25 protein-coding genes and 1 pseudogene are annotated in these 15502 nt (G+C 58.5%); all 26 read right to left on the bottom strand.

The features are described from left to right. Positions 1–100: 100 nt before the first annotated feature. The 26 genes and pseudogenes from HZ99_RS01485 to HZ99_RS01370 all read right to left on the bottom strand — a co-directional run bounded on the left by HZ99_RS01485 (position 101) and on the right by HZ99_RS01370 (position 15498). A complete protein-coding gene (locus HZ99_RS01485; RefSeq protein WP_038440818.1) occupies positions 101–1216 on the bottom strand; it encodes a hypothetical protein in 1116 nt (371 codons plus the stop codon). Beyond that, the gene (locus HZ99_RS01480; RefSeq protein WP_038440816.1) at positions 1217–2593 is read right to left on the bottom strand and encodes a DUF4055 domain-containing protein; all 1377 of its coding nucleotides are present in this window, start codon (positions 2591–2593) and stop codon (positions 1217–1219) included. A gap of 129 nt (positions 2594–2722) precedes the next feature. Beyond that, complete coding sequence (locus HZ99_RS29470) at positions 2723–3379, bottom strand: HNH endonuclease signature motif containing protein (protein WP_080727763.1); 657 nt, start codon at positions 3377–3379, stop codon at positions 2723–2725. A 224-nt stretch (positions 3380–3603) separates the two neighbouring features. Then, positions 3604–4020: pseudogene (locus tag HZ99_RS29465) on the bottom strand (terminase); the annotation flags it as partial. A 781-nt stretch (positions 4021–4801) separates the two neighbouring features. Further along, positions 4802–5278, bottom strand: a complete 477-nt coding sequence (locus tag HZ99_RS01465) for a DUF2280 domain-containing protein (RefSeq protein WP_038440814.1) — start codon at positions 5276–5278, stop codon at positions 4802–4804. Positions 5279–5309: 31 nt separating this feature from the next. Then, the gene (locus HZ99_RS01460; RefSeq protein ID WP_038440813.1) at positions 5310–5933 is read right to left on the bottom strand and encodes a putative metallopeptidase; all 624 of its coding nucleotides are present in this window, start codon (positions 5931–5933) and stop codon (positions 5310–5312) included. Then, a complete protein-coding gene (locus HZ99_RS01455) occupies positions 5899–6372 on the bottom strand; it encodes a proteasome subunit beta (RefSeq protein ID WP_038440812.1) in 474 nt (157 codons plus the stop codon). Before HZ99_RS01455 ends, HZ99_RS01460 begins: the two co-directional genes overlap by 35 nt. After that, positions 6369–6557 (bottom strand): hypothetical protein, encoded by a 189-nt coding sequence (locus HZ99_RS01450; RefSeq protein WP_038440811.1) that lies wholly within the window; start codon positions 6555–6557, stop codon positions 6369–6371. The genes HZ99_RS01455 and HZ99_RS01450 overlap by 4 nt, the downstream gene beginning before the upstream one ends. After that, positions 6554–6745 carry a hypothetical protein gene (locus HZ99_RS01445; RefSeq protein WP_038440810.1) on the bottom strand — a complete coding sequence of 64 codons (192 nt, stop codon included), beginning with the start codon at positions 6743–6745 and terminating at the stop codon, positions 6554–6556. Before HZ99_RS01445 ends, HZ99_RS01450 begins: the two co-directional genes overlap by 4 nt. A 53-nt stretch (positions 6746–6798) precedes the next feature. Then, positions 6799–7278, bottom strand: coding sequence for a DUF2514 family protein (locus HZ99_RS27335; RefSeq protein WP_051902985.1), 480 nt, complete (start codon positions 7276–7278; stop codon positions 6799–6801). 11 nt (positions 7279–7289) lie between these two features. Next, complete coding sequence (locus tag HZ99_RS01435) at positions 7290–7517, bottom strand: hypothetical protein (protein WP_038440808.1); 228 nt, start codon at positions 7515–7517, stop codon at positions 7290–7292. Positions 7518–7543: 26 nt separating this feature from the next. Beyond that, complete coding sequence (locus HZ99_RS01430) at positions 7544–8164, bottom strand: glycoside hydrolase family 19 protein (RefSeq protein ID WP_235205547.1); 621 nt, start codon at positions 8162–8164, stop codon at positions 7544–7546. Positions 8165–8167: 3 nt separating this feature from the next. Beyond that, positions 8168–8497 carry a phage holin, lambda family gene (locus tag HZ99_RS01425; protein ID WP_038440806.1) on the bottom strand — a complete coding sequence of 110 codons (330 nt, stop codon included), beginning with the start codon at positions 8495–8497 and terminating at the stop codon, positions 8168–8170. A 351-nt stretch (positions 8498–8848) separates the two neighbouring features. Then, positions 8849–9013: a hypothetical protein gene (locus tag HZ99_RS28875; protein WP_154220638.1), complete on the bottom strand. Its 165-nt coding sequence runs from the start codon at positions 9011–9013 to the stop codon at positions 8849–8851. A 134-nt stretch (positions 9014–9147) separates the two neighbouring features. Then, complete coding sequence (locus HZ99_RS01420) at positions 9148–9825, bottom strand: hypothetical protein (RefSeq protein WP_038440804.1); 678 nt, start codon at positions 9823–9825, stop codon at positions 9148–9150. Next, on the bottom strand, positions 9822–10409 hold the full coding sequence (locus HZ99_RS01415; protein ID WP_038440803.1) for a recombination protein NinG: 588 nt from the start codon (positions 10407–10409) through the stop codon (positions 9822–9824). The genes HZ99_RS01420 and HZ99_RS01415 overlap by 4 nt, the downstream gene beginning before the upstream one ends. Further along, positions 10406–11083 (bottom strand): hypothetical protein, encoded by a 678-nt coding sequence (locus tag HZ99_RS27330; protein WP_051902982.1) that lies wholly within the window; start codon positions 11081–11083, stop codon positions 10406–10408. Before HZ99_RS27330 ends, HZ99_RS01415 begins: the two co-directional genes overlap by 4 nt. A 2-nt stretch (positions 11084–11085) precedes the next feature. Further along, positions 11086–11502 carry a recombination protein NinB gene (locus HZ99_RS01405; protein ID WP_038440801.1) on the bottom strand — a complete coding sequence of 139 codons (417 nt, stop codon included), beginning with the start codon at positions 11500–11502 and terminating at the stop codon, positions 11086–11088. Continuing rightward, the gene (locus HZ99_RS01400; protein ID WP_051902981.1) at positions 11499–11975 is read right to left on the bottom strand and encodes a hypothetical protein; all 477 of its coding nucleotides are present in this window, start codon (positions 11973–11975) and stop codon (positions 11499–11501) included. The genes HZ99_RS01405 and HZ99_RS01400 overlap by 4 nt, the downstream gene beginning before the upstream one ends. Continuing rightward, positions 11972–12901 carry a hypothetical protein gene (locus HZ99_RS27325; protein WP_051902978.1) on the bottom strand — a complete coding sequence of 310 codons (930 nt, stop codon included), beginning with the start codon at positions 12899–12901 and terminating at the stop codon, positions 11972–11974. The genes HZ99_RS01400 and HZ99_RS27325 overlap by 4 nt, the downstream gene beginning before the upstream one ends. Beyond that, positions 12898–13185 (bottom strand): hypothetical protein, encoded by a 288-nt coding sequence (locus tag HZ99_RS01390; RefSeq protein WP_038440799.1) that lies wholly within the window; start codon positions 13183–13185, stop codon positions 12898–12900. Before HZ99_RS01390 ends, HZ99_RS27325 begins: the two co-directional genes overlap by 4 nt. Beyond that, positions 13182–13343 (bottom strand): hypothetical protein, encoded by a 162-nt coding sequence (locus tag HZ99_RS28870; protein ID WP_158484039.1) that lies wholly within the window; start codon positions 13341–13343, stop codon positions 13182–13184. Before HZ99_RS28870 ends, HZ99_RS01390 begins: the two co-directional genes overlap by 4 nt. After that, positions 13340–13528, bottom strand: a complete 189-nt coding sequence (locus HZ99_RS01385; protein ID WP_038440797.1) for a DUF1382 family protein — start codon at positions 13526–13528, stop codon at positions 13340–13342. Before HZ99_RS01385 ends, HZ99_RS28870 begins: the two co-directional genes overlap by 4 nt. Continuing rightward, complete coding sequence (locus tag HZ99_RS01380; RefSeq protein ID WP_010568085.1) at positions 13528–14301, bottom strand: ATP-binding protein; 774 nt, start codon at positions 14299–14301, stop codon at positions 13528–13530. The genes HZ99_RS01385 and HZ99_RS01380 overlap by 1 nt, the downstream gene beginning before the upstream one ends. Beyond that, a complete protein-coding gene (locus HZ99_RS01375) occupies positions 14282–15064 on the bottom strand; it encodes a YdaU family protein (protein ID WP_419178140.1) in 783 nt (260 codons plus the stop codon). The genes HZ99_RS01380 and HZ99_RS01375 overlap by 20 nt, the downstream gene beginning before the upstream one ends. Further along, the gene (locus HZ99_RS01370; RefSeq protein WP_144243139.1) at positions 15061–15498 is read right to left on the bottom strand and encodes a hypothetical protein; all 438 of its coding nucleotides are present in this window, start codon (positions 15496–15498) and stop codon (positions 15061–15063) included. The genes HZ99_RS01375 and HZ99_RS01370 overlap by 4 nt, the downstream gene beginning before the upstream one ends. Positions 15499–15502: the final 4 nt, after the last annotated feature.

The raw sequence follows: 15502 nt of genomic DNA, 5'->3' as shown, positions 1-15502 counted from the left end.
CGCTCATCCGAACAGACAGGCAATAAAAAGCCCCGGCAATGGCCGAGGCTGTGAAAGTGCGCGCTACGTTTCGTGAGCGCGTTAAACGTGGCGCGGAAAACTACAAGCCCGCCCGGCCGAATGCCGCGGCGTCCTGCTCGCGTAGCTGATCAAGGGTGAGCAGCTTGCCCTTGTCGTTGTAGAACTGATCGAGGTCGAGACCACCATCACGCAGCAGCTTGCCGCGCGCCGGGCCTAACACCTGATCCTGCCTTGCCGCGCCCTGCGACTTGATCCATTCGCCATAGTTCGTTGACTGCGGCACCTGACCATCCATGCTAGCCCTGACACCTTCTGGCAGCCCCTTGGCCTGCTTCAAGGCTTCATAGCTTGCGATGATCGGGGTTGAAGTCGAGCGGCAGCACCAGTGCAGTTTGCCCGGCCCGCTGAGCCAGGGCACCTTGTGGCCAACAGGGGCGTGATCGTCGTCATTGGTGTAAATGAGGCGGTCGCGCAGCCTGCAAGGGGCGCTAGTCCTACCATCCAGCGTGCTTAGCCAGCTAACCTCAGCAACAATGTCGCTGTTAGCCTTGTAGTAGGACTCGCGCACGCCCTGCGCCGTGTGGCTAATAGCCGTGCGGACCATCGACTCTACGTCGCGACGGCTGCGCTCGATGATCCCGTCAGCATAGCCCTGAGCCTTGGTGCCCATGATGCGGCGCACGATCTGGCCTGTGGTTTGCCCCTCGACCATCCCCATGCGAATGCTGTCGCGGATCTTTGCAGCCCGGCCCGCCTCAAGGTCGCCCATCCACTCCTTGAGCAAGCGCCCTTGGAATGGCCGAGCAAGCGCAATGCCACGCACTTGGGCAAGACTTACAGTGCTCAGGCGGACCTGAGCCAGTACCTGCGCAGGGATAACCTTGGCGAACAACGCGCCCTGATAGCCAGCCTCGTACTGACCAATGCTCACAACAGATTCGGCCATAGCTTCGCCAATCGAGGCGTAAACCGACTTATTCAGCTCGTACACAGAGGCCAAGACGGTGTTTAAGTGTCTGGTCGTGTATGAGTCAGGCCCAAGACGCTCAATCGCTTCCATCAGCTTTACACGCAGATCAGCGTCCACGCTATTGAGCAGCCGCATAACCTTGCGAACCTCGGCATTGCTGAGGTGTTGTAGGTCTACCGCGTGGCCGATGGAGGCTGCCTGCATCTGCTCGTTGACGGTTGCCATTTACAGCTCCCCGAGCGCTGGCCCTTGTGAGTCGATCTTTTCCAGCTCATCAGCCCAGTCGTATTCATCGCTGATCACGCCGCGCCGCTGCATTTCAGTGAACAGTGTTTCCTTGGAAATCATGCCAGCGTTCGCCATGGCCACCAGCGTGGGCAGTGACACTTCGGGCATGTAATCCACGTCGAAGCTGCCGCGCATCTCAACCGTGCCACCCTCGCCCAGGCTTCGGTAGTCGGCCATGAACTGGAGCAGCTGAGCCAGGCAGTCGGCGAAGTGGTTCGCCATGCGCGACAGTGGGGAAAGATCCTGCGCAGCCTCTTCTTCGGCCTGCGTGGCCGTTTTGGTGGCAGACTTGTCAGGCGTGAGCAGCTTTGCTCCAGCCATACGCATTTCCGCAATCAGGTCTAACAAAGCCTGACGCCCTGCATCTACAGCCTTGCCAGTGTGCTCGACATACTTCATGTCGCCGTTAATGGGCAGGTCCGTAAGCGCCCCAGTGCCCACCTTGAACTCAGGCGGGATTACCTTCCCTTGATTGTCGTACTGGGCCTGCACGCCGATACGCACCAGAATAGGAACGCGGATCACATGCAGGATGTTGTCTTGGTCGCTCTGGCTCTGCCAGTGCTTGATGTTGAGGTGGGCCAGCTCCAGCAGCGGCGGCTTAGCCGTCATAAAGCCTGTGCGCCCTGTGTAGAACGTCACCCAGGGGATTACGCTAAGGTTGGTTGTCCCCTGATCGTGAATCGCCCATACGCCACCCTCTTTAGGCTTGCGGTAGGTCGTCCACTTGCCAGGCTCCAGCACGCGAATCTGTGCGACGCGTTTGGTGCCGAAGTCTCCGTCAGACTCTTCGATCATTTCGCGGTAACGCACCTGGCTCAGTACGCCATCACGCACGCGCCACCCGCAAACCTGCTCAGGCTTCACCATGACGACGTAAGGGCGAACCCCGGCTGCCTTCTCATCGGCCTGAGTGCGAACACCTTCCGCCTTCTGGTGGTCAACGAACGCGTGACACAAGCCGTGGCTGAGACCTTCCCGAAAGAAGTCCACCGACCAAGCGTTGATGTCGTTGTTCGCGTTGTCGATGTTGCTGGCCAGCTCCACGACCTGCTCAGGCACGTCGTCACCCAGTTGCAGCGGCTCAGCGAACACGCGGGAGGTCATGTTTCCGACCGTCTCGGAGTAGGCAGGCAGCAGCGTGGACAGGCGCAAACGCTCTTTGTAAACCTCATCGCCTTCTGCCGGGTACTTAGGCAGTAAAGCCTGAGCCGCACGCATGGCCAGCGTCCCGCCCATCAGAGGCGTAATCACGTCCCAATAGGCGCTCATCTGGTCTACGGCATCCAGTGTGATGCTTGGGTCGTTGGACATGGTTACATTCTCAAAGGCTGGGTGACTGTCATGTCGGCGTTGATTGGGTAGCGCTTGGCTATGAAGTAGCCAGCGGCGTCGCAGTTCGAGACGATGGGGGACTCTTCGCTTAACTTGAAGCACCCGTAATCAGGCACTGTCAGGCAATAAACGCTTTGTTCTTCGAGCGGGAAAGCATGTGTCACAGCTTTTACGAGCGCTGTACTTGTTTGCCATGAACCCTGCTCCGCACTTTCCACAGACTCGAGCAACATCGTCAACGCCGCTCTGTCTGCGCGCATGCGCCTTACAGGATTTTGAGCAATAGCGAACATCTGAGTTTTTGACACTTTCGCTGGCGAGAAACACCTTCCCGCAGCACGAGCAAGGCGCTTCGTGGCGCGCGTGAAGCTTTTCAGCAGTGTTTTGGTAGTGCTGCTTGTGCCACTGCCTTCCAGCCTCTGATGCATGCCACTCCTTTGTTCGAGGCTGATATTTTCGCCCGATCTCAGCAAGCTCTTCTCTTCGCTCCAGATTGTGATGCCGAATATGCTCTCCACCAGGAAGGCAGAGAAGATTTTCAATCTGGTTATGGCTTCGGTCCTCATCTTCATGATGGACATGGAAGCCTTCCGGGATGTGCAGATGGTAGGCGAGCCAAACGGCTCGGTGTAATCGGCGCTCCGTGTCTGAGCTTGAGTCGGCAAAGTAGTTGCCGCACAAGTAATAGATGACGCCCTCGAACTCCTGCGCGGTATCACTAAGGACACGCACTCTCGGCCCAACAACTCTTTCGCCATTACCCATGAACCATCTCCCGTCAAGAATCTATGATCAGGAGTGCATTCTATTACGTAACCACCAGCAAGCTCTACCCTGACGGTTACTTTATTGCCGGTTTTACCTGCAGAGTGATAAGGAACGAATTCACCCATGGGCCCAATGACCTCCCCGGACTCGGGAAGCTCATCAAATCGAACCAAGCCTTTGCGGGTTTGAACCAGTGTCCTTCCTGAGAAGCACATATGGTCATAGCCTCCCTTCTTGTCAGGCTCGCCCTTGTCGGTGTAGGTCTGCCGCTCAAGACACTGGGTAAGTTGCGGGCATTGGTCGATGTTGACCTTCATGCGCCGCTCGCCATAGGTGTTCAGGAACATGGCGTTTACCGAGTTCACTCGGTCTTTCACGCTTGGGTTTGTGGAATCGACCACCACGGTGAAGCCGGCTTTCGTGAGCAATGACAGGTCGGACTCACTGGCATTTTTGCTGCTGGTGTTCTGGCCGCTGGCATCCGGGTAAACGGCGATGTTGTGCCCCGCAAACCGCGCCTGGATTTTCTCGATCATGTCAGGCGTGTCGCGCACAGAGTGGAACTCATCCAGCGCCAGGGGCAGTCCGTCACGCACGACATAGACCACCGCCGCCATCTTCATGACGTTGAAGTCCATGCCGATGTGCAGTGCCTCGCCGCGCTTGATAGCCTCGCTGGTCCGGTTAGCCTCACGATTGAACGTGTAGTAGACGACGCCCTGGTAGTTCTCGAAGCTGGCCTCGTATTCCTGCCGGAATGTCCGAGGGTCCATCTTACGGCGGGCAGCTTCCAGCTCTTCAGCCGGGACGTTGCCGCCGTCGAGCGAGGTGTACAGCCAGCTCTTGTGATCGGGTTCATGGCCTGGCCGGCCATCGAGGAACGTGTCGTAGCAATGGTTGAAGCCTTTCGGCGTGCCGATACGCAGCGCGTGTCCGCCCTTGCGCATGCCAACGCCCGGTATCGAGTACTGGCAGGTAGAGAGCATCGGCCGCAGGACTTCTTCCCAGGCTTCCCACGGGCAGTCCGCCCATTCATCCACTAGGACGAAGAACAGGCCGGAGCCGCGCAGGTTGTCGTAGTTGTCGAGCCCCACCACGCGCATGACGTGGCCGGACTTGAGGGTGATCGAGCATTCCGTCTCGTTCGGGCGGTGCGCACGCCATGCTTCGGGGATAGCTTGCTTCAGGCGACGCCAGAACACGCGCTTGGCCTGTTTGAACGTAGGCGCGCCATACCAGATCTCGTCCTCAACGCTCACGCCCCACTCCGCAGCAAGGCGAGCGGCACGGCGCATCTCGGCTTTGCCCAGGAACGTCTTGCCAAACCGGCGACCACACACCGCATCGCGGAAGCGGGCTTCGGGCTGGAAACCCCAGCAGTAAATGTTCGCCTGCTTGGGCGTCAGCTTCACCGGCGGGTCAAAGGTACGGGGTAGCGGGGACATTCTCATCAGGCTCCAGGGTGTACTCAGCAACGGCGTGCTGCTGGTCCGCTTGGGAGCCCAGAGGTTTCTCAGGTTCGAGGCGGCGATTCACGTAGACATCGCCCACCTCTTTGGCGGCCTGCTCGTACAACTGAGCGGTCAGCGCCAGGTTGCGCATGCTCTCGGCCTTCTCGGCCATTCGCCCCAGGCCACGAAGCCGGTAGGCGCGGTTGGCGATGGGTATCTCTGCGGTCTCTTCGCGGAAGCGCTTGCGAGTATCGTGAAATAGGGTCACCCACTTCACCGCCAGCCCCTTCCCCGCAGACTTGGTTGGGTCGTGCGTCTCCACCTGCTGGCGGCTCACCACAACCCCGTATTCGTTCTTGACGGCTTCCACCACCTGGGAGGGGGTGTCAAAGCACGCCAGCGCCTGAACGATGAAGCTCTTCACCTCATTTTTCAGGGCTGCCATAAATTCTCATCCGTCTAGAGCCTGTCAAGAATCAGGCCGATCTCAGCAGACAGGTTCCGCAGGCCCTCGCAATGTTCAATTTCCCCACCTCAGCAGGACTGTTTGCTGCATCCACCAACGCTTGAACGTCAGGGCTTGCACCATAGCGGCGGACGACGCCGACGAATTCCTCGACGTCATGGCCGCGCATCTCAAGCTTTGGAGCACCCTCTTTGCTGAAGGCTGGCTGACCGTATTTATCCATGGCGTGTGCAATGTGATACAGCTCATGCTCTACCAGGGCACAGAAGTCGATGTCGCTGCACTGGGCGCAGTAGTCAGCTGCAAGCGTGATGATGAAGGCCGGCACATCGCCGAACCAGTCACGCATCTGTTGCTCCATTCGGGCTTTCTGCCAACCACCCGCGCGGAACGCTACCTGCTCGGCCTGGCCCAAGACTGTGCGGCCCTGCTTCTCGAAGCTCGACGACGCCCACATGATCCGGATGTCTGCATCCAGAAGATGAGCATGGTCTTCGTTGTGAATGATGCCGGTGTCGGCGAGGATCTCGGCCTGGAGCCACTCCCACACTTCAGGTGCAGGGGTCAGGCGGATGCCGAAGTCGGATAGATCGGACAGCTCAAGCAGTGACGCCGGGGGCAGTGGTCTTTGCATCAGCCATCCCCTCTTTAATGATCACAGTACGGATCGTGCCGCCGGTGTAGACATCGCGCTTGGCCGCAGCCTCGACAGCTTCCTTGGCTGTTGCGCCCATATCCATCGCAGCCAGTGCAAAGTCGCGCCCGCTACCGATGGCAAACGGTCGCTCCATCCACACCTCGTCCACCCAGAACCCGCTCTCGGCATCGCGACCAATCTGGCAAAGCCTGCCATTGGTGACGACCAGCCCGTTCGCATCGAGCGGCTTATCGCTGGACTTCATGCCGAAAAACTCATCCATCAGGGCGGCAAAGTCCGCACCGCAACCGGTGAACAGGAACTGATGCCCACTCCTATGGATCAGCTTCTCGTAGTCGTCGTGGTCGATGAGAGAGCCGCGCGTCACTCGGGAGTCATAGGCAATCACTCCGTCTTTGTAGGCAATGGTCGTCATGCGGTCACCTGTTGTAGCCACTCTTCAATGATTCGCCGCACCACCAACTCGGTCAGGATGGTCGACGGCTTCTTGCCCTCAACCACCGATTGGATAAGCTCACGCGGAAGAACGTGGACACCATCACTGGCTACCACCTTAAGGTGCGGGCGGTGGTCGGCGATATCATGGACTTTAGCGGTCATTGGCACACCATCTGGTGGGTTTGCGCATGGGCGTGGCCGTGGAGCAAGCTCACGATCAGCCCCTGGGGCAGCCCGGCTGCCTTGGCAGCATCCACTGCATCGGTAATAGCCTTGTCGAGAGCGCTTACTGCGGCGTTGATGTCTTGGCCCAACGGGAGCGCGTGGCGCAGGCGGGTAACGTTATGCATCGGACAGCTCCGCGCCACGATTTGGCGCATTTGAAAACGTGGCGCGGATTAAATCAATGCCGCTTTGCGCTCATGGCGTCATAGCTGGCTTCACAGGCGAATCCGGCCCGACGACTTGAGTCAAGCGCTGCTGCCAGTTCGCCCGCATGGTTGTCAGCTTCTGTGCGCAACTGGGCGAGCAGATCGGTAAGGTCTTCGATTGTCTGGCCTCTTGCGGCAAGGCGGGCACGGAGATTGGCGCGATCGGCAAGCAGCTTGGTCTGTTGCTCGCGCAGGCTGACACCCATAGCAACAAGCTCAGCAACATGAGCGTCATCGCTGATCTTTTGATTGGCTGCATCGTTGCGTACCTGTTCAATGGTGTCCTGGAGTTCTTGTTCCGCCTTCCTAGCCTTCTCGCTGGCTTCCTTGGCCTGGGTCTCAATGCCTGAGACGTACTCGGCATGAGCGGTCTGGGCGTTGTCCAGGCGGTGAGTCTGGATGGCTACGCCGATCACCAGCGCAACGATGGCGGCAATCAGGTAGCGGGCCATTGCAGGACTCCTTACTCAGCCAGAGGCTCGTCGAACGCCTCGATCTGCTTGTCGATCACCTTCAGCGTTTCATTCCGGGCGCCGAGCTTGAAAACGATCCGGTTGTGTTCCGCAGAACCAAGCGCGAGCCATTCGTCTGTGCCCATGAAGGCTTGAAGCTTCTGGATTTTGCTAACCTCGTCGGCCTTATCGGCCAATACGCCTTGCTGGTATTCGGTCAGTGCTTTGGTGTCAGCCATGGAGCCATCCTTAGTGATTGGTGAGTTCATGCCAGCACCTTCAAGGCCACTTGGTAGAGCGCCTCGCGTTCAGCCGCCCCGTTTGGGGTGCGTCCGCGCTTACCGGTGTTGATGATGCTGCCGATGTTCTGGATGTCGCCGGCGTCGGCCAGCGCGTTAAGCCCGTTCTCGTCCCAGAAGCTGGCAGCGGAGATGGCCGCGTTCCTGGGGGATTCGAGCAGTGACGGCGTATTGATCAGGTCAAGACCCATCAGGCGGCCGTACAGGGCGTAGTTCGACTTCCCGGTAATCTGGATGAGCCCTCGCCCGCGGTACTTCCAGCCATCGCCTGGGGCTGTGTTGCCCATACGCGCGTTGTAGGCGACGTTTGCAATGCGCTCTGGCTGGCGGGCGTACTCGGCAGCCAACTTGGCATCGAACAGGCGCGGCCATGTGCGCTGCAGCGCGGCGGCGCTATAGCTCAGGTTCTCGACCACACGGGAAAGCCTGCCGCTTTCGTGCCCTATCTGGGCCAGGAAGGCAGCAAGGCGTAGCTTGGTGTTGATCTGGTACAAGGCACAGGCATTGTTCAGCGGGTCAGCCCACAGGCGCGCTGTTGCATCCTGGCAGCGCATGATTGCCACCAGGTGGGAAGGTGTGATTTTCAATGCTCAGCCCTCGCGCCGCGGAAGCTTGAAGTCTGTTACCCGATCAGCGATGGACCGGATCTTCTCCACGCCGAGGAAGCCAACCCAGCCACCTACAAAGGTAGCCATGCTCTGTGGGAGCGAGAAGAACTCAAGCCCGCTAATGATTGTCAGGGCCAAGCCGCCACAGATAGCACCCTCAACGATCATCTGGCGCCGTGTGCCACCGCCGTAGGTAATTCGCAGGACAGCCATCGCACAGGACAACGCAGCCGCATAGAGGATTGGCGAATGCTGGCTCAACCACGCAAGCGCTATCGCCCAGGTGTCTGGTTTGTCTGGCATGTTGGACATCTCGGTTCCTCCCCGTCAGGGAGTTGGGAATACGACAGGCCATGACCTGCGGAATTGAATCGGCTCACACAGCACTCCCAGCTCGGAGCAATGGGCGTGGTGGAGCCGAAAACGAAGAGGCCCCGATCAATGTCGAGGCCCTGAATAGGTGCGCGTGTCTTCCCACGCTGCCAGCCAAAGACCTTCCAACGTCGACGCCCAAGTGCATCGATCTCGCCGACCTGGTCTCGCGCCACCCTGGAAGCACAGTGAGGTCAGGGTGCGCGGGCTGCCGGTGTTTTTCCGTAGCGCTGCACTACCGGCTTATCAGCGTCCAGGCCTTCCGTGAGGCTGCCCTGGCTACAGGTAAAACTACAGATTCTTTTTGTGGATGCGCCAACCCATGGCGACACCGGGGTGCAGATACTCTCCGGTGCGCGGATGGCGCGAGAAATCGGTCTCGCCAACTTGGCGTGCGACCGCCTCCCATGCCGTTCTGGCGCGCTCCAGCAGATTGCTTTTGGCTTTCAGCTTCACGTACACCTCCAGAAGGTTGGATTCAAGGCAATAAAAAACCCGGCGCTGTGGCCGGGTTTCGATGTGGTCGTGCGCTGGAGGTAAGTTGCGCAGTGTGGGAAAAGTACATCGAATTCCCCACCATGGCAACATATTTATGCCGCATCCTCTGAATTTTCCGCGTGTATCACCTGCCAAACTGGCTCTTGCGCCTGAATATCCACTTCCTCGATTGCCTTTCGCAGGAAATTCCAGATGTCGAGCCAGTCGCGGTCCCAGTGCTTTGGTTCGATGGTGATCCCATACAGCTTGATCATGGCGTCGGACACTCGAGCTGGGCCCCACGCGTCACCGCCGCTCACCTCCACCTTGTAGGACTGCAGGGCGCACGTGATGAGGCAATGAACCTTCACCGCTTTGGCGTCGGTAAGCGCGCCAAAGTCCGTATCCGCCCAAATGAGCTTTTCGGCGTTGAGCATGTGCACGACGGTCATGCACGGGTGGTAGAGATAATGCCCCAGCTGCTGCACCTGGAACGGCAGCGACTCGATTGCCTTCTGCACCTTGCCCATGGTGAGAAGGTGGGCTGCACGATGTGTGGAGCGGCCAATCGGTGCGCGCCGCGTTTCGGCAATGCTGATCTTCTGGCGCACGGCCATGATGCGCTCTTCCTTATCCTCGCCCTGGGCAGCGAAGATGATCTCGCGCAGTGCTGCCTTTTCCTTCCTGACTACGGTTGCGGACTTGGCCCGATCAGCCGCCGCAGCACTGATTGAGGCATTCGATTCGTGCTGCGCATCAGTCCACGCTTGACGTGCGTTGATCAGTTTCATGCTGCCTGCCCCTTCTTCAGTTCTTTGGTCTTTGCCCGGTATTCGGAGGTGATGGCTTTCAGGTCTTCGACGGTGTACTTCTTGGCCTCATGAGGGCCTTCCAGCCACTCCACGGCCTCAATGCCAATCTTCTTGATCAGTCCAGGCCGATACCCAAGCAGGTTTCCGGACTTGCCCATGTTGCAGTTGCGATTGCACTGAAGGTTTACGTTGAGCGGTTCAAAGCGGAGCTCTGGGGCGGCTGCAGTCGTCCTGTAGTGTCCGGCGCAGTACTGAACATCAGCAGTGGTTCCGCAACTGATGCAGGGCTGACCGATGTCACGCTGGCGTATCCAGGCATTGAATGCGTGCTGCGTATCCTTGAGGTGGTCAGCGCGACTTTTCATGGCCTCCTTGCGCACCTTGATGTCCCGGCGCCCGGCCTGGGCCAGCGACTTCTTCTCCTTGGCCTTCTGCACCTCTACGGTGGCCAGCGCACACTTAGGGCTGCACACCGCCTGACCCAGGCGCTGCGGGACGAATGAGGCCCTACACGTAGCAACGCGGCATTTCTTCGGCTTGGCAGGCTTCCGTTCTATGGTCATAGGGCCACCGTTTTGAGTTTGCTCTCGATGTCACTGCAGAGCTTGTTGGCGCGCGACTTCAGCGAGTCATATACGCGCTCATTGAACCCAGGCACCTCTCGATACCATGTCATCAAACGCTCAATTTCTGCGGCTTTCGCTTTCTGCCAAGCGGCGTGCGCAGCATCAGCAGTTTCATATCTGCCGAGACGTTTTTTGCGCCCCTCAATGCTGATGCACGATGCGTACTTTTTTCGATCAGCCTCCCAACTGGCGCCGATGGGAATCTCACGCGAAGCTCGCGGCAGAACGAAAATGTTATTCAGCCGCTGAGGCACAAAGCAGCAAGACTCAGCGGAATAGGCGCGATTTCCAGGGTTCAGCAAATCCTTGTCCAAGGCGTACCTTTTCCCCGCAACCTCAATGGGATCGAAGCCGGGCTGATCCACTGCCCAGTCGGCAAATTGCTGGAACGATTCAAAGGCGTTGCTTACATCGCTGTAAGACTGATGCGCTCGCCCAACAAAGCTTTTTGGATTGCACCGATCAACCATCGCGTTCCACAAATTACCAAGTCGGGTATAGCGGCACTCCAGCGAATCTTCCGTGCGGATTGTCCAAGACTTAACCCACTCACCAGCTGCATCGCGGAAGTTGTCGCACCCATGAGTGCTAAATTTATTGATCTTGCCCATGGCTAGTACCTACCTCCCCAATTGTCCTTTTGCGTCCACCGCACCTGGTGCTCGGCGCCGAACGCCTCAACCCAGCAAATCAACTCGCCGCACTGCTTCACGGTGAGCTTGCTTGTGCGCTCGTAGATGACGTCGAATCCATTGCCGTCTACCGCCGGTATCATCTGCGGCTTGTCGCCCGTCTCACGCAGCCAGGCGGCGGTCAGCAGGCGCTTCCAGATCAGGACGTCCCACTTCTTCCCGGCGTGCTCGACCTGGGCGGCGATATCGGCCAGGGCCGCGTGCAGGGCCTTGTTCTGCTCCCCGCTGCGGTCCACTTCGGTGATGGCCAGCTTCTTGGGCTTGGCCAGATCCAGGCCGGCGATGTAGCCCATGGCCTTGCTGCGGTCTGATTCGTTTCGTATCTGGAGGCTGGTCATGCTGCAACCTCCGCCAAAGGCTCGCCGTTGCGGTGGACCAAAAGATGGTCGCGCGAGATAAAGGCGTCGACGACGAAGCCGCCAAGGTCGATCGCCAGCGGAATGCCATCGCCCTTGCCGCGAGCCACGTAGTACTTGCGATCCTTACGCCCTTGAACCGGGTCAAGGACGAAGTAGTTCTCGTCGGTGACCTCGATCAGGATCTGGTGGTTGCCACCCTCGATGTTGAGCGACGGTGACGTGCACAGGTACACACCCTCATCGGCCAGCGGCGGGCAATCCAGACTGAAGAACGCCGTGTATTCAACGCCCAGGCGCTCGAGCATCTGCCGTAAGGTCAGATCGCCGTCGCGATATGGCTGGTGCATTTCTTCGATTACTTCCTGTGCCGGGCGCCCAACGATCATTGCCAGGCAGGTCGACACGCAGCTGTACGGGCACGGTTGCATTTGGTGAGTGATGATCGGGCTCATGACTGTTCTCCCTTCCCCATGGCAGCGCGACGGCCTTCGTGGAACGCCATTACGTCCTGCATTCCGTTATCCACAGCGACAATCTCACGGTCGAAGTAGGCCTGGCTGTCGGTCTCCTCTTCTGGCGGCAGCTCACCCGGTCCCGCCAAGGAGTTGTAGATCCACTCCATTGCGGCGACCGGGCCCTTGCCATGCTCTTCCTCGATGAGAGCCGAACGCATGGCGAGGATGTGGCGACCGAACAGCAGATCCAGCTCCTTGATACGCATCCTGGACTCTTGAAGCTTGTCGATCATTGTCCCGCGCTCTTCGCTCCAGCACCCCTCGTTGAACTTGACTGTGTCTTTCCACTCCGTGACTTCTTCGCGCAGCGCAGTCAGCTCTTCGGCCTGCCGTTCAACCTGGCCCTTCCACATGTCGCGGTTACGCTCAAGACGTTCGTTCTCAGCCTTCAGCTCAGCATTCACCTGCTCGTAGGCTTCGTAGCCGGTCTTGAGGCCGGCGATTTCGGCGCGTAGCTGGTCGCGCTCAGCGAGAATCTCCTGTGCTTTCCTAACGCTCTGCCAATCGCCATAAACACGCAGATTCCCATCCAGCGTCATCCCAACCGTGAAAAGCTCAGTGAGGCGCGCGTTTTCGCGCTGCGCTTCCTGCATGTCCTCGATGTAAGTGATGGCCGCCGACTCAATCTCGCTATTTTCCGTGGAAAGACGCTCGTTCTCGGCCTTGAGCTGGTCGCGCTCTGCGCAAACAATTTCGAAAACATCCAATTTCACACCAAGACAGTTGGTGCTCAGCCGCTCGTTCTCGGCGATCAGGGCCAGAATCACATCTGGGCCTGCCGCAAGAGTTAACTCGGTCATCCATCGTAATCCTGGGCGCAATGCAGCCTCGGCCAATCGCTTCAGTTCGTCGTACTGGCTCATGGCTTCACCTTCAGGCCGGCGGCTTCGACTGCCTCGTAGACATCACTCGAATACATGAGCGAACCAATTACCTTTGGCAGATCAATCACCAGCGCCTCGCGGGATGCCTGCCAGCCCTTCTGGAAATAGAACCAGGCGGATGACTTCATCTGCGCATACTCATGCTGGGCGTAAAGTTCGCTGCCATAGGTGTTCAGCTCAGGGATGAAGTGCACGCCTTGAGCGGAATCTACTTGACCCCACTCGCGCTCGAATTCGTCGCGCATCTTGTTGGTGTCGCTCATGGCAGCAGCTCCTGCATAGCTTCGATAGCGGCATCAGCCTCGGCCCACACGGAATGGTTGGCGCCCATGTCTTCAAGCTCCATGTCGCACCGGTCTTCCTCTTCGCGGCGGATATTCCAGATTGCTCTCGCAACCGCTTCACGCATCTTGTCGGTCATGTCCGTTGCTCCGCTGCTTCTGCGATCAATGCCATGCGCTCAAGTCGCTCGGCAGCCTGGCTCGAAAGGTTCACGCCGTCTGCCTCATCCACCACCGGCATGCACACAAAACGGATTCCGTGCTTGACCATGGTGTTTGCCACCTCAAGGGATTGGCGTAGCTGGGCTGGGTTTGCTCGTTTCATCAGAAGCCCTCCTTGCCGCGCTGCGATTCCCACTCAAACGCCACGCCAATGCAGCCGTTCTCGCGGATACGATCAACGCAGCGGGCCCCAATGGCATCGTTCAGCTCGCCAGGCGCCAGGTTGCTGACAATGATCGTTGGGCGGCATTGCTCGTAACGCCCGTTGATGATGCTGAACAGGGTTGCTAGCTCGAACTCGCTTTGCTTGGTAGCCCCCACCTCGTCCAGCACCAGCAGGTCGGCCCCTATCACTTCGCGCAGGATGTTGGCCTCTGATTCGCCGGTGCGGTCGCTAAAGGTCGCCCGGATGTCACCGATGATCGCGCCCACGGTTCGATAGATCGCCTTGACCATGCACTCGTTGATCAGGTGGTTTACCGCAGCGACGGCCAGGTGCGTCTTACCCGTTCCGACTTTTCCCAGCAGCAACATGCAGCGGCCTTCACGGCGATGCTTCGAGAAGTTGTCCACGTAGTCGAGACAGGCATCCAGTGCGATTTTCTGCGCGGGATTCGATACCACGAAGTCAGAAAAGGTCTTCTCGGCAAAGCGCTGGGGAATTCGGGCGGCGCTACGCTGAGTCATGCGAAAGTTGAAGCGCTTGCGCTCAAGCTCTTCCATGTCGCGCTGATTGCTCCGGCAGATCGGACAGCCCGATAACCCGCCATCCTTGAGCATCACTGCGGAATATTCGCCATGCTCTGCGCAGGTGACAGCCTTGCGACCAATTACCCCCAGCTTGCGATCAGCCAGTTCAGATACGGAACGTGCCATTGGCGTTCTCCTTGGTTCCGGCCTTGTAATCGCGGCTTTCGAAGTTGGTGTGGCGATTCACAGGCAGCAGGTGAACGTTGGTCGGCGCGCTAGGGACCTCATCCTCCCAGCGCTTGCCGTTGAGCCATGTGGTGGGCATTGGGATGTACTTGCCGCCGTCCTTGATCCAGTCGGCAGACACGACTTGCGCGGCGAGACCCTTGGCGATCAGGCTGAACAGGTCGTCAGTGACCTTGAGTTTCGTCCACGCCTTCAGAGCCTTGGCTTTGTCCTGCTTGCGTGGATAGAGCGCCCAGAACTTCGGGAACAGATCGAGCGCCTCGCTCACCGCAGGTGCGCAAGTCTTTTGATCTACTGGTTCTTGGTTAATGGTTAGTGGTTTATGGTTATTGGTTAGGTGACCATCCGTGCACGCTTCGTGCACGAGTGGTGCACGCTTCGTGCGTTTGGCTTCCTCGCGCTTCTCTGCGATCTCTTTATTTTTCAAAGCAGTAGCGTGATAGGCGGCAATTTCATCCTGAATGCGCGCCTGGACGTAAACGCCATCGACAAGCTCAAAGAACTTGCGCAAAACAAGCTCAACTGCGTCGATTTCTTCCTTGTTGCGTGCCCAGCACCAGTCAATTGCTTCTTCCAAAGTAGGGAAACGTTCGCGGTCATAACAGGCATCGAGGAGCAGCGTATAGGCGCCGTGCTCAAGCATGGTGAGGCGACCAGCCTTCTTGTGGTAGTCGCCTATGTTTCGCTTGAAGTAATGCATCATTTGGCCCCCGGTGCATTCGTTGAGGCGCTGGCCATGGCCGAATCCCAGTGCGCTTCGAAGGCATCCATAAGGCATTCACTAAGGGCAGTAGCGCAGAGGTGTTGGTCTTCGGATACGCAGAATTCAGCGTCTTCCACTTCGTCCAGCAGATAGGAATCGACGTACTTCTTGGCCTGGTCGCGAAGCTCGCGGAGAGCGGCCAGCTCGCGATAAAAGCCAGCAGGGATCCTCGTTTTTTGCAGTCGCTCGTTTTCGGCGATCAGCGCCTGATGTTTTTCCACCAGCTTCCAGATAACGCCAGGGGTTGCCGCTTCAGCGAAGGCCTGATCGAAACCCTCTTGATGTTGTGGCAGCTGGCATTCAAGCGATGAGAGAGCCGCAGCTTTGAGCTGTCGGTACTCGCCACGGCTGAACTCGTCTTGCATTTCGCTCATGTAG

Source organism: Pseudomonas fluorescens (genome assembly GCF_000730425.1).
GTDB lineage: Bacteria > Pseudomonadota > Gammaproteobacteria > Pseudomonadales > Pseudomonadaceae > Aquipseudomonas > Aquipseudomonas fluorescens_X.
Note: the sequence above shows the minus strand (reverse complement) of the source record. Positions and strands in the feature narration are given on the sequence as shown.

Bases quoted from the DNA above. Each gene is read 5' to 3' on its own strand.
- HZ99_RS01420 (WP_038440804.1), bottom strand. From the start codon at position 9,825: ATGAAACTGATCAACGCACGTCAAGCGTGGACTGATGCGCAGCACGAA.
- HZ99_RS27325 (WP_051902978.1), bottom strand. From the start codon at position 12,901: ATGAGCCAGTACGACGAACTGAAGCGATTGGCCGAGGCTGCATTGCGC.
- HZ99_RS01450 (WP_038440811.1), bottom strand. From the start codon at position 6,557: ATGACCGCTAAAGTCCATGATATCGCCGACCACCGCCCGCACCTTAAG.
- HZ99_RS27330 (WP_051902982.1), bottom strand. From the start codon at position 11,083: ATGGGCAAGATCAATAAATTTAGCACTCATGGGTGCGACAACTTCCGC.
- HZ99_RS01405 (WP_038440801.1), bottom strand. From the start codon at position 11,502: ATGACCAGCCTCCAGATACGAAACGAATCAGACCGCAGCAAGGCCATG.
- HZ99_RS01435 (WP_038440808.1), bottom strand. From the start codon at position 7,517: ATGGCTGACACCAAAGCACTGACCGAATACCAGCAAGGCGTATTGGCC.
- HZ99_RS01445 (WP_038440810.1), bottom strand. From the start codon at position 6,745: ATGCATAACGTTACCCGCCTGCGCCACGCGCTCCCGTTGGGCCAAGAC.
- HZ99_RS01370 (WP_144243139.1), bottom strand. From the start codon at position 15,498: ATGAGCGAAATGCAAGACGAGTTCAGCCGTGGCGAGTACCGACAGCTC.
- HZ99_RS01455 (WP_038440812.1), bottom strand. From the start codon at position 6,372: ATGACGACCATTGCCTACAAAGACGGAGTGATTGCCTATGACTCCCGA.
- HZ99_RS01380 (WP_010568085.1), bottom strand. From the start codon at position 14,301: ATGGCACGTTCCGTATCTGAACTGGCTGATCGCAAGCTGGGGGTAATT.
- HZ99_RS01485 (WP_038440818.1), bottom strand. From the start codon at position 1,216: ATGGCAACCGTCAACGAGCAGATGCAGGCAGCCTCCATCGGCCACGCG.
- HZ99_RS01415 (WP_038440803.1), bottom strand. From the start codon at position 10,409: ATGACCATAGAACGGAAGCCTGCCAAGCCGAAGAAATGCCGCGTTGCT.
- HZ99_RS29470 (WP_080727763.1), bottom strand. From the start codon at position 3,379: ATGGGTAATGGCGAAAGAGTTGTTGGGCCGAGAGTGCGTGTCCTTAGT.
- HZ99_RS01390 (WP_038440799.1), bottom strand. From the start codon at position 13,185: ATGAGCGACACCAACAAGATGCGCGACGAATTCGAGCGCGAGTGGGGT.
- HZ99_RS27335 (WP_051902985.1), bottom strand. From the start codon at position 7,278: ATGGCCCGCTACCTGATTGCCGCCATCGTTGCGCTGGTGATCGGCGTA.
- HZ99_RS01465 (WP_038440814.1), bottom strand. From the start codon at position 5,278: ATGGCAGCCCTGAAAAATGAGGTGAAGAGCTTCATCGTTCAGGCGCTG.
- HZ99_RS01400 (WP_051902981.1), bottom strand. From the start codon at position 11,975: ATGAGCCCGATCATCACTCACCAAATGCAACCGTGCCCGTACAGCTGC.
- HZ99_RS01375 (WP_419178140.1), bottom strand. From the start codon at position 15,064: ATGATGCATTACTTCAAGCGAAACATAGGCGACTACCACAAGAAGGCT.
- HZ99_RS01480 (WP_038440816.1), bottom strand. From the start codon at position 2,593: ATGTCCAACGACCCAAGCATCACACTGGATGCCGTAGACCAGATGAGC.
- HZ99_RS01425 (WP_038440806.1), bottom strand. From the start codon at position 8,497: ATGTCCAACATGCCAGACAAACCAGACACCTGGGCGATAGCGCTTGCG.
- HZ99_RS01385 (WP_038440797.1), bottom strand. From the start codon at position 13,528: ATGAAACGAGCAAACCCAGCCCAGCTACGCCAATCCCTTGAGGTGGCA.
- HZ99_RS28870 (WP_158484039.1), bottom strand. From the start codon at position 13,343: ATGACCGACAAGATGCGTGAAGCGGTTGCGAGAGCAATCTGGAATATC.
- HZ99_RS01460 (WP_038440813.1), bottom strand. From the start codon at position 5,933: ATGCAAAGACCACTGCCCCCGGCGTCACTGCTTGAGCTGTCCGATCTA.